This window comes from Sunxiuqinia sp., assembly GCF_055140945.1.
On sequence record NZ_JBSQYS010000037.1, the window covers coordinates 15,380 to 29,904 of the forward strand.

The window sequence follows — 14,525 nt, forward strand, 5'->3', positions numbered from 1 at the left end:
ACTAAAAACAAAGAAATTATGACACCAAGAATAAAAAAATTACGCAAACAAAGCCTGAACGCCGTCACTAAAATTTCAGCCGAACGGGCTTTACTAATTACCGAGTTTTATAAAAGTCATCAATCGCCAGGCGACTCAATTCCGGTACAGCGAGCTAAAGCTTTTCGCTATATTATGAAAAACAAATCCATCTGTATTAACGATGGGGAATTGATTGTAGGAGAACGAGGACCTGCTCCAAAGGCAACCCCAACCTACCCCGAAATTACAGTACACTCGTTGCAAGATCTAGACATTCTGAACACACGCGAAAAAGTTTGGTTCCGGGTCGACAAGGAGACTCGCAATGCCTACGAAAATACGATCATTCCTTTTTGGGAAGGACACTCGAACCGCGACCGCGTGATGAACCGGATGAAACAACCCTGGATGGATGCCTACAATGCAGGGATTTTCACTGAATTTATGGAGCAAAGAGCTCCCGGACACACTGTTGCAGGTAATAAAATTTATCAGAAAGGCATGCTCGATATTATTCTTGATATTAAAGAAAGTCTGAGCAAATTGAATTTTATTAATGATCCGAAAGCCTACGATAAGCAAGAAGAATTAAATGCCATGCAGGTAGCTGCCGAAACCATCATCCTTTTTGCCAGCCGCCACGCTCAAAAGTTGGAAGAATTGGCAAAAGATGAAAAAGATGAAGTTCGAAAAATGGAACTTGAAATCATGGCTGAGGTTTGTCAGAATGTGCCTGCCAATGCGCCACAAACATTCCACGAAGCTTTGCAGTATTACTGGTTTGTACACCTTGGAGTTGTAACTGAGCTGAACCCCTGGGATTCATTTAACCCGGGTCGGTTGGATCAGCACCTTTATCCTTTTTACAAAAAAGAACTTGCTGAAGGGACATTGACAAAAGACAAAGCAACTGAATTACTACAGTCATTTTGGGTGAAATTTAACAACCACCCTGCCCCGCCAAAGGTTGGAATTACAGCTTTGGAAAGCAACACGTACACCGACTTCGCCCTGATAAATTTAGGAGGGGTTAAACCGGACGGATCGGATGCCGTGAATGAGATGTCGTACATTATTCTGGATGTCATTGAAGAGATGCGCCTGCTTCAGCCAAGCTCCATGGTTCAGCTAAGTAAAAAGAACCCGGAAAGCTTTATCAACCGAGCAGTAAAAATTGTAAAAACCGGATTTGGACAGCCTTCCATTTTCAACACCGATGCCATTATTCAAGAACTAACAAACCAGGGAAAAAGCTTGATTGATGCCCGAAATGGTGGTGCCAGTGGCTGTGTGGAAAGTGGTGCCTTTGGTACCGAGAGTTACTTATTAACCGGTTATTTCAACCTGCCCAAAATACTGGAAGTTACTTTACACAATGGATTCGATCCGCGAACCCTAAAGCAAATCGGGCTTCAAACAGGAGATCCAAAATCGTTTAAAACCATGCAGGATCTGATGAATGCCTTCGAAAAGCAGGTTCAACATTTTGTGAATATCAAAATTGAAGGTAGCAACATCATCGAGAAAACATTTATGACTCACATTCCGACGCCATTTTTGTCAATCATTATTGATGACTGTGTGGCCACAGGAACTGACTACATCAATGGAGGTGCGCGTTACAACACCAACTACATTCAGGGAGTGGGAATGGGAACAATCACCGACTCGTTAACAGCCCTAAAACAACATGTTTTTGAAGAAAAAAACACGAGCATGAATGACTTTCTGAAAGCGCTGGAAAACAACTTCGAAGGTGCCGAAGACCTGCACTACAAACTGGTTTATAAAACTCCAAAATATGGTAACGATGATGACCGGGCTGACGATCAACTAAAAGACGTTTTCGAACTCTATTACAATGCGGTGAATGGGCACAAAAGTCCTCGTGGTGCTGCCTATCGCATCAACCTGTTGCCTACAACCTGCCATGTTTATTTCGGAAGTGTGATGCAGGCAAGTGCCGATGGTCGTATGGCAAAAACACCCGTATCGGAAGGTATTTCGCCGGTACAGGGAGCCGATCGAAAAGGGCCAACATCGGTGGCTAAATCAGCTGCAAAGATTGATCATCTGAGAACGGGAGGAACGTTGCTCAACCAAAAGTTTACCCCTTCATTTTTCGAAGATGAAACATCCATCTCAAAAGTGTCCAGTTTAGTTCGCAGTTACTTCAAAATGGACGGTCACCATATTCAGTTTAACGTGGTGAATGCCGACACGCTGCGTGATGCACAAAAACATCCGGAGCATTACAAAGACCTGATTGTCCGCGTAGCCGGATATAGCGATTATTTTAATGACCTGGGTGAAGATTTGCAAAACGAAATCATCAACCGAACTGAACACGATAACTTGTAAACTTTTGCCCCCAATATTACCATTACCTAGAGAAAGTGCCATATTCGTCACATTTTGGGAAAGGCTATATGCTGTAAATCCCGACTACGTTCTCTTTTGCAGAACAATTTCCTGCAAACGGTACATTTCATCACGCAAGCGGGCAGCCTCAATAAAGTCGAGCTCTTTGGAAGCTTTTTGCATTTCCTTTTTCGTTTTCGCAATGGCTTTTTCCAAACCATCAATGCTCATGTATTGAACAACCGGATCAGCCGCGATGTCGGGATGACCAGCTCCTCCGGAATATGCTTTCTGCTTGTCATCGCGATACGCGTAACCAATAATTTCACGCGTTGGTTTTACGATAGCCGTAGGTGTAATGCCATTTTCTTCGTTGTACTTCAGCTGCTTTTCGCGACGATAATTCGTGGAGTCAATCGTTTTTTGCATCGATTGGGTAATCTTATCAGCATACATAATCACCATCCCATTGAGGTTTCGCGCCGCACGTCCTGCTGTTTGTGTCAATGATCGCTCGGAGCGTAAAAAGCCTTCCTTATCGGCATCGATAATGGCAACCAGCGAAACTTCGGGCAAATCTAATCCTTCACGCAGCAGGTTAATTCCGACCAGCACATCAAAACCGCCTTTGCGTAGTTCCTCCATAATTTCGATGCGCTCCATCGTGTCAATATCCGAGTGAATATAACGAGTTTTAATCCCCATATTCACCAGATACTTACTCAACTCTTCCGACATTCGTTTGGTAAGCGTTGTCACCAAAATCCGCTCATTCTTTTTAATCCGGAGATGGATCTCGTGAATCAGATCATCAATCTGGTTGCCCGAAGGACGCACTTCAATAACAGGGTCGAGCAGTCCGGTTGGCCGAATAATTTGCTCAACAATTACCCCCTCCGATTTTTCCAATTCATAATCTGCAGGTGTTGCACTAACGTACATAGTTTGATTCACCAGATCTTCAAACTCCTCAAATTTCAATGGTCGGTTATCGATCGCTGCCGGAAGCCGGAAACCATAATCGACCAGGTTTATTTTTCGGGAATGGTCGCCACCATACATCGCCCGAATTTGAGGAATGGTAACATGGCTTTCATCCAAAATGGTCAAAAAATCATCCGGGAAATAATCCAACAAGCAGAAGGGCCGGGTACCGGGATCACGCCCATCAAAATAGCGAGAGTAGTTTTCAACTCCGGGACAATAGCCCAATTCACGCATCATTTCCATGTCGTATTCCACCCGCTCCAAAATACGCTTGGCTTCGAGTGGTTTGCCAATTTCCTTGAAAAAATCGACATGCTTCACCAGGTCATCCTGAATTTGATGAATGGCCGATTTCATACGCTCTTTGGTAGTTACAAATATGTTGGCCGGATAAATAATTGCCGTTTCCATCGACTCGATAGTCGTGCCCTCAACCGGATCAAAACTGTAAATCTCTTCAATTTCGTCGCCCCAAAAAACAACCCGAACAGCTTTATCGTCATAAGCTAAAAAAATATCGATCGTGTCACCTTTCACCCTGAAGTTACCGCGCGTAAAGTCAACCTCATTTCGCGAATAAAGTGCATCGACCAATTTGTGTAAAAACTGATTCCGGCTCAAGGTTTCGCCCACGCTAACACTTGTAACATTGGCATGAAAATCCTCCGGATTTCCAATACCGTACAAACACGAAACCGATGAAACCACCACTACATCGCGCCTTCCGGAAAGAAGTGCCGAAGTTGTGCTCAGTCGTAGTTTTTCAATATCGGCATTAATCGAAAGATCCTTTTCAATATAAGTATCGGTGGTGGGCAAATAAGCTTCGGGCTGGTAATAATCGTAATACGACACAAAGTACTCCACCGCATTTTCCGGGAAGAAGGCTTTCATCTCGCTGTAAAGCTGAGCGGCCAGGGTTTTATTGTGACTCAAAATTAAGGTTGGGCGTTGCACCTCCTCAATTACTTTTGCCATTGTAAACGTTTTTCCAGACCCCGTTACCCCCAGCAAAGTCTGATTTCGCTCCCCTTGCCGGATCCCTTCAGAAAGCTGGCGGATTGCTCCGGGCTGGTCTCCCGTTGGTTGATATGGTGAAACTACTTTAAGATCCATTTAGCTGCTTCTCGATTTTCTTAATCCAGGACAATAATTCCTGTTTTACTATTTATCCCAATTTAGTTGCAAGAACACCGGAAAGTGGTCGGAGATTCCGCCATAGTAATTGGGCCCGCCATAAGTTCTGTTGGGCGACATTTGTCCCGAGTTGTTGTGATACTCCATCCACGGCTGGTGAAAAACCTGCCCGAGTTGATCGTTGGCAACAAATCCGTTGCCGTGCAAAACGGAAGCGGAAACCACGATATTGTCAATCATATTCCAATCTCCACGATAGTTATAACTACCCAGGTTTTGTTCGTCCAGCGGAATCATCAAATTATAGAGATCGGCTTTAGAGTCGGGCGTTTGGGCATCTAAAATTTCAGCTAAACTTTTATTATCCGGTTCGTCATTCATATCGCCGATGATGATAATTTTTGCCTTCGCATTATCTTTTAAAATATCATTCACCTTGTTTTTTAAGGTTTGAGCCGCAACAATCCGGTTCGGTTGCGATTTTTCCATTCCACCCCAACGCGATGGCCAATGATTGACAAACACATGCACTTTGTCTTTCCCCAGCTTGCCAAACACATGAAGAATATCACGAGTCTCAAAACCCGGATCGACCAGAATGGCTTCTTTGTCCAACACTTTAAATTCTCCTTTTCGGTAAAGTAAGCCAACATCTATTCCGCGTTTATCAGGACTGTCGATATGTACAATCTGGTAATTTCCACCTGCCAACGGTTCCTCTTCAACCAAATCATTTAACACAGTTTGGTTCTCAATTTCACAAACGCCAATCAATTCCGGAAGTTCTTCTGTGTTTATGGCTGCTATAACCTGAGCAATATCCTGTAGCTTTTTCTCGTAGCGTTCCGTGTTCCAATGTCTGTCAGCTTCCGGTAAAAACTCTTCATCATCAATAGCCGGATCGTCAATCGTATCGAAGAGGTTTTCAAGATTGTAAAAAACAATTGTTGCTTTCTTTTTTAACGGATCCCTTTGGCAGGAAACCAGAAAAACAACCAACAATGATAAAAAGATAATTTTTGATCTCATAGCCTTATTCTTGTCCGATGGTTACCTGATAATAATCTCTAACGTCAATCACTTGCATGCCGCCTGCCTTCGCTGCTTCAATTCCCAATACACCATCTTCAAAAACCAGGCAGTCCTTTGGATCAACACCAATCAGCTCAGCACATTTCAAAAAAGTCTCCGGATGTGGTTTATGCTTCATCACATCATCGGCCGAAACCAAGTGTTCAATATATTTGTCAACCCCAACAATACGCATGGCCTTTTTTGAGATTTCTCGTCCACCACCGGTTCCAACAGCCATTGGCATCTTGCCGTAATATTCTCGAATAAGGTCGACAACCGGCTCTACAGGCTGTGCCTTGTCCATATTATCTTCGTATTCCTTTTCTTTAGAATCGCCCATTTCTTTTGAATCAATATTCTTATTGAAAAGCTCATTCAATTTTTTTACCGTTCCATACAATGGAATACCTGCCAATTGCTCGAACAATTCGGTGGTAAAATCAATGCCATAACGGGCGGCTGCATTTTTCCAGGCAATATAATGAATGGGCATCGTGTCAGCAATTGTGCCGTCCAAATCAAAAATCAGACCTTTTATGTTTGTGGGTACTGTAAATTTCTTTGTCATTGTATTCAACTAATTTTTTCTGTTTATAAGCTAACAAATGTAACCAAATAGAATAAATCAAGTTCATTTTTTTCTTTACTAAAAAATGAACACTTTTGACCAAATTTAAAATAATGGATCGACAAGCATTCCTTACGCTGACCTCTACCTCACAATGGATTTTATTTTTAGGTATTGGCTTGATCATTTACTCGTGGACTAAAAAGAAGCAACTATTTCAGCAATTGGGTCAAGGTACATTTGTTGTGTTAGCTCTGTTTGCATTGTGGGTTATTTTGGGTGATCAAATTACGGTTCCCGAAATAGCTAACGGACAAGAGCCACCTGTTGAAGCTAAAGCCTTAACTTATTTTTCAGGGCTGGTTATTGCCGGCATAATTGCCATTGTGGGTTTCGTGTTAGGATTGAAAAAATCCAGCTGGGCAAGATTTCCAAATTTGTTTTTGGTTGGTGGCGGCTTGGCTTTATTTTTTATGGTTTATGAGTTGCAACGAATTTGACTCTTCACAATTTAACTTATTGTGTCTTAGCTATCAACCCGAATTAGAACATGCATTTTCTATCTTGGTTTTACAAAGATGTAGCTTTTAACGCTTCTATTAGCTCCAAAAAAATTCGTTTATCAAACATCAGTTAACTCCTAATGCTGGTTTTCTTACCACCTACATTTTGCGAGAATTCGGGAGTAAGCCATTTCTTTTTACAGTTCAATTTCTCAGCGCCCTCGTCGATCCCTTTGCCATTGGAACCTATCGTAGGAAACTCCAAAATAACTTCCGTTCCAGCATTCAATTGACTATTTATTTTAATGAAGCCCCTGTTCTTCTTAACGAAATCGTGACATACAACCAAACCAAAACCCGATCCAACTTCTCCATTAGTTCCAAGCGATGAATTGCTTTTCTCAAAAGTGAAGATCTCCTTCAGCTTATCTGGCGGGATACCCACTCCACTGTCCTTAATCAGCAGCCGAACCTTATCGTTCCAATTTTCCGTTTTAATTTCAATTCGACCATATTCTGGAGTATATTTCAAGGCATTTGAAAACAAATTTCGAACAACGGTTTCAAGCATCTTTCTATCTCCATTGATTGGTGCTGTTGGCCTCTGGTCATAATCTACATCAATCGATTTAAATCTGGCCAAACTCACAAAATGATCAATATGCTCCTCAACCAAACGAGTCAGTTTAATTGGCTCTAAATCCCCTTGAAACGTATTATTCGAACCTGACGACCATTCCAATAAATTTTGGAGCAGATGAAAAGTAGATTCACTCAGCTTTTCCAATTCGGCTAGGTAATGATTTCTTTCCTTCTCAAGAATATCCGGTGCATTGTTCAGCAGGTTCAGAAAGCTGCTCATCGTCCCGACCGAACCACGCAAATCGTGAGCAATTATTTTAAGGAATTTGTTTTTGGAGACCAGTTGCCTTTCAAGCTGCATTTGCAGTTGAATATTAACTGCTGACATAAACCCAAAAGTCAAAACAGTCATCAAAAAGCCGGAAATTGCCACACGGATTAATGCAAATTCGTCAATATTAGTAGGATCAAAATTTGGTGTAGTTAACATTGATGCAATACTGAGAACCAATATGATCAAAAAAATAAAAAACGCTACTGCATTGATCCGAAATAGATTTCGGAGATGATTTTGCTCATCATTTAACACTAACATCTCATAAATAGCTATCATACAATAGATCATGAGTATGGTTGCATATACAATTGAACGAATGGAGTGTGATGGAATGAACTGATAAAACACGATGGACTGAATGAGGTGTATTGCCGGAAATCCAACTACAACCCAGGTCTTGATTTTCTTTCCTTTAAACAGCCATATACCTGCTAAATAAAGATAAAGCCCAGTTGCAGTAAAAATTGTTGGAATAACAATTGTCCAAAAACTACCGAAAGGTGGCACAAGCTTAAAAAGCAATCCCCCCCCAATTATCAGACTTCCCGTAGCCCAATACCGAATGCCTCTCACCCCAAATGTACTTCGATAAAGCAACAACATATAGAGTCCCATCAAGAGACTAATACCAGAAGTAACAACTGTTAAAACCTTATAGACCACTTCCCACATAAATCGTTTTTATTGATTAGGCTACAACTCACAAAACAGCTTAATTAACCACAAATCAAAGATTAAGTTTTGGAGAATTTACTTCTGGCTAAAAGTAACGATTCAAAATTTAAGGACACCTCTTTTAGTTGATCAAATATTGTGTTACAAAAGAGCTAATTTTCAACTCTGGTCTCATTACTTTGCTTCCGAATCAATTCAAAAAAAAGTAACCTACCTGATTGGTATGCAATTTTTTTGTACAAACACAGAATATGGCAGCAAAAAGGAAACAGACTATCGAGATTTTACACCCTTCAACCTTTTCACCTAAAAAGCTACTTTATAATTGGTTGCTTGACTATTCAGGATTAACCTCACCACATATATTCCTTTTTTATTTAATTGAATGTGGCTAATCTCATCTGTCAACATAGCCTGATAAACGGTTCTTCCGCTCAGATCGTAGACCACTGCAGTGGTGTTTGGTACTGCCCGAATTACAAGTTCATGATCACTAACCCAAACCGCTTGATCTAATTTTTGAGTCGTATTAATCGCAGTGGCATCGCCCGAAATAACACCAACTCCGCTGTATGCTTTTACTACCTCAGGAACATCTTCAGTAGCCGTCAATACATCATCATAAGAGTATAAGTCCGACGGAGTAAAGTTGCATTCCCGCACAAACTCCTCGGAGCTACTCAAAGGCTCCGATTTTGCTCCATCAACATTCGTAACTCCATCAGGTAGTCGACTACAATTTTTAAAGATATTGTCGATCAATTTCCCCTGACCATTTTCTGAAAGCTTCCCAAATACCGGCTTCTTCGAATCCTTAAAGTAGTTGCGTTCAATGTAACAGTTTGTGTTGATGCGGAGATTTAAACCATCACCTTCACAATTCTCCATAAAATTGTTGAAATAGTGGTGTTGCCCAAATCTTAGAAGAGGCAAACGCGAACCAAAGACCTGATAGAAATAGTTGTGGTGAAATGTAATGGTTCGGTTATAATCGTCACTGCTGCCTTTACCCGAAAGTAATGCTTTAGAATGATCGTGAAAATAGCACCAGGAAATGGTGAGATTCTGCACATTGTTTTTATTGTCGACCAAACCATCGTAGCGGTCTTTATTATCGATGTTTTCGTTGTAAAATTCACAATGGTCAATCCAAATATGCTGGCTGATGCGTTCGGCTTCCGGAACACTCTCAGCATCGGCTTGTATACCAATACAATCCGGATCGCCAATTGTGGTTGTCCCATCCGTATCTAAAATCTTATATTCCCCATCGCGGGTAGCAGGAACATTTTTCATGGTAAATTTGATATTTCGGATGATAATGTTAGACTGGCATTGAATAACAAGTCCAATTCGATTTAAAAAGCCTTGGTCTCCGACACCAAGAAGGGTTTTGTTTGATCCAACTTTGAAGATCGCGCCGAAGGTAGTTTCTATAGCTCCGGCAGCTTCGTTGGTAACAATGCTCCCGTCTGCATCCACCCACGTTTGAACACCGGTATTAAACTCCTTTTCAATCCGAATAATATACGGTGTTGATGGATCTTCAACGTACTGCTTCAGCTCTACAAATGTTTCCGGAGTAACAGTCTGTCCGGCCGCTCCTCCTGTAGTTCCTCCATCCAGCGTGGCAAAACCAACCATTCTGAAATCGGGAGTTTGAGCTTGACTTTCTACTGATAAAAGACATGCACACAAGAAAACAAATAACTTAATTGGGTGAAATTTCATGACAATCCGTTCTAAAATTAGTTTTGCTAAATTACTAAACATATTTGTCAGGGCAATCGCTAGTTCACCAATTTGAATATCGATTCATTGTTATCTGTTTAGCCCTTGAAAATATTCAATATCTGTAAAAGAGAGCTCTCTTTCTAGTCAACGTATCCTTCTACACCAAAACAACCTCGAGTAGCTAAAAAATTTGGAAAATAATGAACGCGTAAATTGCAAAACGCCCAAAACGAAACAGTGCCCATAGCAGGTAACTGCGGAAATTAAATTTAATTAATCCGCACGCCACACTAACGATCGAATGCGGCAAGGGCAAAAGCGCTCCAATGACGATGAACAAAGCTCCCCACTTGCGCAAATTGACAATATGGCTTTTAATCTTTATTTCAATATAATCCTTAACAGTTGGAATCAGAAACAAACGATTTCCTGCAAAATACGATAAAACACCGCCTAAGTATGACAGGAACGATAACACAAACAGAAAGAGCCACGGTGACGCAGCCTTTGAAGCCCAGGCAATAAAAATTTCGGGAGGCAGCAAGCCCAAAAACGTTTCAGAAAGGAAAAAAACCAGAAATACTTTCCCTGCCGAATAGGTTTCCACCAGCTGGTTCAGCAACGCATCAAAGTCTAGCACAAAATAATCCAAACCAACGATCAGCAATACAAAAGCGGCAATAATAACTCCTCCCTTTACCGAGGTATTGCGTATAAATTCATAAAATCGGGAAATCCGGTAATAGCGATTTAACAATACTAACCGCTTCACGGTTACCTGATTTGGATTGATCTTTCTGTTGTTTAACTTCATGTTTGAATTGATATATAAATTCGGACCGAATCTAATCCTGCAGGAACTCATCAGCGGACAACGGTTAAAAACTGATTAACTATTAAGAATAACTTTAAACCAATAAACAGCAAATAAGTTTTGGGAAAATGGGGTCAGTTAAAAATAATCCCCACAAAAATAATCTAATTTGTCGATTTTTGCTTTTTAAAACGAATTATTCGTAACCCCAATTTCCACGAAGCAAGTTTGGCATCCATTGTACGCTCAAAAAAAGATCAAAAAAACAAGCACTTCTAAAAACCTTATTTCAATATGCTTGTTTGTTTTTTTAAGCATACTTAAATATTTGTTTTAGAATGAGCCACAACATTTCAACTTCAACAGAGAATTTTATTAAAGCCATATACAAATATGAGCAAGGAGTAGATCTAGACACCAAGCCCGGTTCAATTGCTAAAGAATTGGGAATTACCAATGCCGGGGCAACAGACATGGCCCAAAAACTCGCTCGTAAAAAGCTTATTAATTACGAGAAATACAAAGAACTAAAGCTAACGCCCGCCGGGAAAAAGTTGGCTTTGAGTGTTCTTCGGAAACATCGGCTTTGGGAGACCTTCCTTCATCAGGTATTTGAGCTAAGTATGCACGAAATACATCGCGAAGCCGAATTACTGGAGCACCTGACTTCTGATTTTCTAACTGATAAAATTGACTTATTTCTGGGAAATCCGTTGACTGATCCGCACGGCGACCCAATCCCCACAAAGCAAGGTATCATTCCAACAAACGAAAATAACGTCATTCTGTCGTTGGCTGAAACCGGATGTGAATATGAAATAGCACGCTTATCAGGTTCTGACAAAGAATATTTTGATTTCTGCCACTCGAATCAGCTCAAAATTGGCTCGAAACTTTGTGTGAAGAAACATTATAAGAAAAACAAGATGACTGAAATAGAATTAAGCGATACAAAGCTTCTGCTGACGATGGAGCTTGCAAATACAATTTATGTCAAAAAATTAAAATAGAAATAAATGAACGTACGATTACTTTTCCTCCTAATTCTAATTGCAGCGGGTGCTAAAGCCCAGGAAAATATTCCAGAATTGATTACCGATAGGCCTGATCAAACAGAATCAGCTGAAGTTGTTCCGTTAAACGCGCTACAAATAGAGACCGGCTTTGTTGTATTCAATGACAAAACTAATCAGGTACAGCATACCTCATACGCTTATAATTCAACCTTGTTGCGTTATGGTATTCTGCCAAATTTCGAGTTGCGTTTAGGCTTGGAGTACCTTGGGGATAAAACAGAGATCTCCTCAAACTCAATTTCTGGATTTGGACCACTATACACCGGCTTCAAAGTAAAAATTAGTGATGAGCAAAAAGGAATGCCTGCCATCGCTATCTTAGGTGCACTGACTTTGCCTTTTACAGCCAATGAAGAATACAAACCCTCGGAGCCGGCGGCCAATATGCGTCTATCCATTTCGCACACGCTTTCGGACCGCATTTCGCTGGGCTATAACTTGGGAGCTGAATGGGATGGAGAAACGCCAACACCCGGCTATTTCTACTCCATTGCCCTGGGCATCGGTATTTCTGACAAAATTGGAGTCTTTGCTGAAAGCTTCGGCTTGCTGGGTGCGAACGATAAAGAAGAACACCTCCTGGATGCCGGAGTTACCTATTTGCTGCTGCCAAATCTCCAAGTTGATATTTCGGGAGGAATCGGACTTTCAGAGAATGCTGCCGACAGCTTTGTCGGAGCTGGTCTAAGCTTCCGACTACCTCAATAATAGCGATAAAATGAAACTATAATACGTTTACGAAATGAATATCCTATCAATATTACAGATCCAGCCCGGAACCATGATTTTATCCGGGGTCGTGATCACCGGAATCCTCTTCTGGATCTTTTGGCCCGAAAAGGGTTTAATCGCTCTTCTTTCGAAAGTAAACATGAACAACCAGCGGGTTCATCTGGAAGATGCATTGAAGTACCTGTTCGATTGTGAATACAGAAACAGCACATGCGACATGAACGGAATTGCCGGCAACTTGAACATTACCGGAGACCAAACCAGTAAATTGCTCGAACGCCTGCTTTCCATGGGACTGATCGCTATCAATCATCAAAATATAACATTGACTGATACTGGCCGCTCCTACTCCCTTCGTGTAATTCGGGTGCATCGTATTTGGGAAAGATACCTGGCGGACGAAACCAGTGTTTCGCAAGCCGACTGGCATAACCATGCCGATAAAATTGAGCATCAGGTAACACCGGAAGATACCGAAAAACTGGCAGCCCAAATGGGACACCCGGTATTTGATCCTCATGGTGATCCGATTCCGACCGCAGAGGGAAACCTACCCGATCATAAAGGAAAGTCCCTGAGCCAATTAAAAGAAGGCAACATTGGGCGCATTATTCATATCGAAGATGAGCCCAGAAATATTTACGAACAATTGGTGGTGCTCGGACTATATCCCGGCATGCAAGTATATGTAACCGACGTTAACGAAAAGAAGATCACCTTTGCTGCTGATGGTGACGAATGTATCCTAACCCCGCTTTTTGCAGCACACATCACGGTAGAGCTGCTTTCAGGGAAAGTGCCATTAACACAGAAATACGAATTGCTTTCAGAGCTTGCTGTTGGTGAAAAAGCCAAGGTAGCAGCAATCTCACCAAATTGTCGGGGACAACAACGACGAAGGCTGATGGACCTGGGGATTGTTCCCGGAAGTCTGATTTCACCCGAAATAAGAAGCGCCTCCGGCGACCCGGTTGGCTACAGGGTAATGGGAACCACCATCGGAATACGACAGAAAGAAGCCGAATTAATCTTTATCGACCGCCAAAAAGAGACGAGCATGAAACAGTGATTAGAAACGAGTTCCATTCAATACCTTTTGAGAATTTTAAACTAGAAACACATGAAGTCAATTATACAAAATACGAACAACTGCAACAATTGTTCCGTCCACAATGCTGCCAACCTGGTAAAGCTAGGACTGAATCTGGATGATGTGGACTACGTAATCACCATGGCCGGAAACCCAAACACGGGGAAAAGTACGGTTTTTAATAACCTGACCGGCCTTCGTCAACATACCGGCAACTGGCCGGGGAAAACAGTTACACGAGCCGAAGGAGGATTCAGTTATAATGAAAAGCGCTATAAAGTAATCGATCTTCCGGGAACTTACTCACTGCTTTCAACCAGTACTGACGAGGAAGTAGCACGAAATTTCATCTTGTTTGGTCAGCCAGATGTGACCGTCATTGTAGTGGATGCCACAAGATTGGAACGCAACCTGAACCTGGCACTGCAAATACTAGAAATAACCGACCGTGCTGTTTTGTGCCTCAACCTAATGGATGAAGCCAAACGAAATCGTATTGAAATTGACACAAGAGCCTTATCCAAAGAATTGGGAATTCCGGTGATTCCCACTGCGGCCAGACGAAAACAAGGTATGCAGGAACTTTTAGCAGCTATTGAAGAAGTAGCGACCGGCAAGTACGTTTGTAAACCTCACAAAATCAAGAACCGGTCACCCAAATTGCAACATGCCATTTCAACTCTTGCCGAGAAACTTGCCAGGCAATACCCCAATCTTCCGAACACGAATTGGGTAGCGCTACGCCTGCTCGAAGGCGATAACAGCATCATTGAGGCTATTCGCAGCGGCGAACTGGGAAGTATCAACATAAACGAATCAGTGGTTCAATCCTAA

At 41.7% G+C, this 14,525-nt stretch carries 12 protein-coding genes; 6 read left to right on the top strand and 6 right to left on the bottom strand.

Features of this window, described 5'->3' with window-relative positions; translation table 11 throughout:
* Positions 1 to 18 precede the first annotated feature (18 nt).
* Complete coding sequence (gene hypD, locus ACTB00_RS15535; protein ID WP_463300835.1) at positions 19 to 2,382, top strand: trans-4-hydroxy-L-proline dehydratase; 2,364 nt, start codon at positions 19 to 21, stop codon at positions 2,380 to 2,382.
* Positions 2,383 to 2,466: 84 nt separating this feature from the next.
* Here the strand turns inward: hypD and uvrB are convergent, their stop codons facing one another.
* From uvrB to ACTB00_RS15550, 3 genes are read right to left on the bottom strand one after another with little or no spacing between them, the layout of a single operon-like run.
* Positions 2,467 to 4,485 (bottom strand): excinuclease ABC subunit UvrB, encoded by a 2,019-nt coding sequence (uvrB, locus tag ACTB00_RS15540; protein ID WP_463300836.1) that lies wholly within the window; start codon positions 4,483 to 4,485, stop codon positions 2,467 to 2,469.
* A 48-nt stretch (positions 4,486 to 4,533) separates the two neighbouring features.
* On the bottom strand, positions 4,534 to 5,535 hold the full coding sequence (locus ACTB00_RS15545) for an endonuclease/exonuclease/phosphatase family protein (protein ID WP_463300837.1): 1,002 nt from the start codon (positions 5,533 to 5,535) through the stop codon (positions 4,534 to 4,536).
* A 4-nt stretch (positions 5,536 to 5,539) separates the two neighbouring features.
* On the bottom strand, positions 5,540 to 6,148 hold the full coding sequence (locus ACTB00_RS15550; protein WP_463300838.1) for an HAD family hydrolase: 609 nt from the start codon (positions 6,146 to 6,148) through the stop codon (positions 5,540 to 5,542).
* 113 nt (positions 6,149 to 6,261) lie between these two features.
* Between ACTB00_RS15550 and ACTB00_RS15555 the strand changes: the two genes are divergently transcribed.
* Complete coding sequence (locus ACTB00_RS15555; RefSeq protein ID WP_463300839.1) at positions 6,262 to 6,648, top strand: hypothetical protein; 387 nt, start codon at positions 6,262 to 6,264, stop codon at positions 6,646 to 6,648.
* A 133-nt stretch (positions 6,649 to 6,781) separates the two neighbouring features.
* On the opposite strand, the gene ACTB00_RS15560 is transcribed toward ACTB00_RS15555, so the two are convergent.
* The 3 genes from ACTB00_RS15560 to ACTB00_RS15570 form a co-directional block, all read right to left on the bottom strand.
* On the bottom strand, positions 6,782 to 8,242 hold the full coding sequence (locus ACTB00_RS15560) for a sensor histidine kinase (protein WP_463300840.1): 1,461 nt from the start codon (positions 8,240 to 8,242) through the stop codon (positions 6,782 to 6,784).
* A gap of 309 nt (positions 8,243 to 8,551) precedes the next feature.
* The gene (locus ACTB00_RS15565) at positions 8,552 to 10,018 is read right to left on the bottom strand and encodes a pectate lyase family protein (protein ID WP_463300841.1); all 1,467 of its coding nucleotides are present in this window, start codon (positions 10,016 to 10,018) and stop codon (positions 8,552 to 8,554) included.
* A 142-nt stretch (positions 10,019 to 10,160) separates the two neighbouring features.
* Positions 10,161 to 10,793 (bottom strand): YqaA family protein, encoded by a 633-nt coding sequence (locus ACTB00_RS15570; protein WP_463300842.1) that lies wholly within the window; start codon positions 10,791 to 10,793, stop codon positions 10,161 to 10,163.
* 338 nt (positions 10,794 to 11,131) lie between these two features.
* On the opposite strand from ACTB00_RS15570, the gene ACTB00_RS15575 reads away from it, so the two are divergent.
* From ACTB00_RS15575 to ACTB00_RS15590, 4 genes are read left to right on the top strand one after another with little or no spacing between them, the layout of a single operon-like run.
* On the top strand, positions 11,132 to 11,803 hold the full coding sequence (locus ACTB00_RS15575; protein ID WP_463300843.1) for a metal-dependent transcriptional regulator: 672 nt from the start codon (positions 11,132 to 11,134) through the stop codon (positions 11,801 to 11,803).
* A 6-nt stretch (positions 11,804 to 11,809) separates the two neighbouring features.
* A complete protein-coding gene (locus tag ACTB00_RS15580; RefSeq protein ID WP_463300844.1) occupies positions 11,810 to 12,577 on the top strand; it encodes a transporter in 768 nt (255 codons plus the stop codon).
* 34 nt (positions 12,578 to 12,611) lie between these two features.
* On the top strand, positions 12,612 to 13,670 hold the full coding sequence (locus ACTB00_RS15585) for a metal-dependent transcriptional regulator (RefSeq protein ID WP_463300845.1): 1,059 nt from the start codon (positions 12,612 to 12,614) through the stop codon (positions 13,668 to 13,670).
* Positions 13,671 to 13,721: 51 nt separating this feature from the next.
* Positions 13,722 to 14,525 carry a FeoB small GTPase domain-containing protein gene (locus ACTB00_RS15590; RefSeq protein ID WP_463300846.1) on the top strand — a complete coding sequence of 268 codons (804 nt, stop codon included), beginning with the start codon at positions 13,722 to 13,724 and terminating at the stop codon, positions 14,523 to 14,525.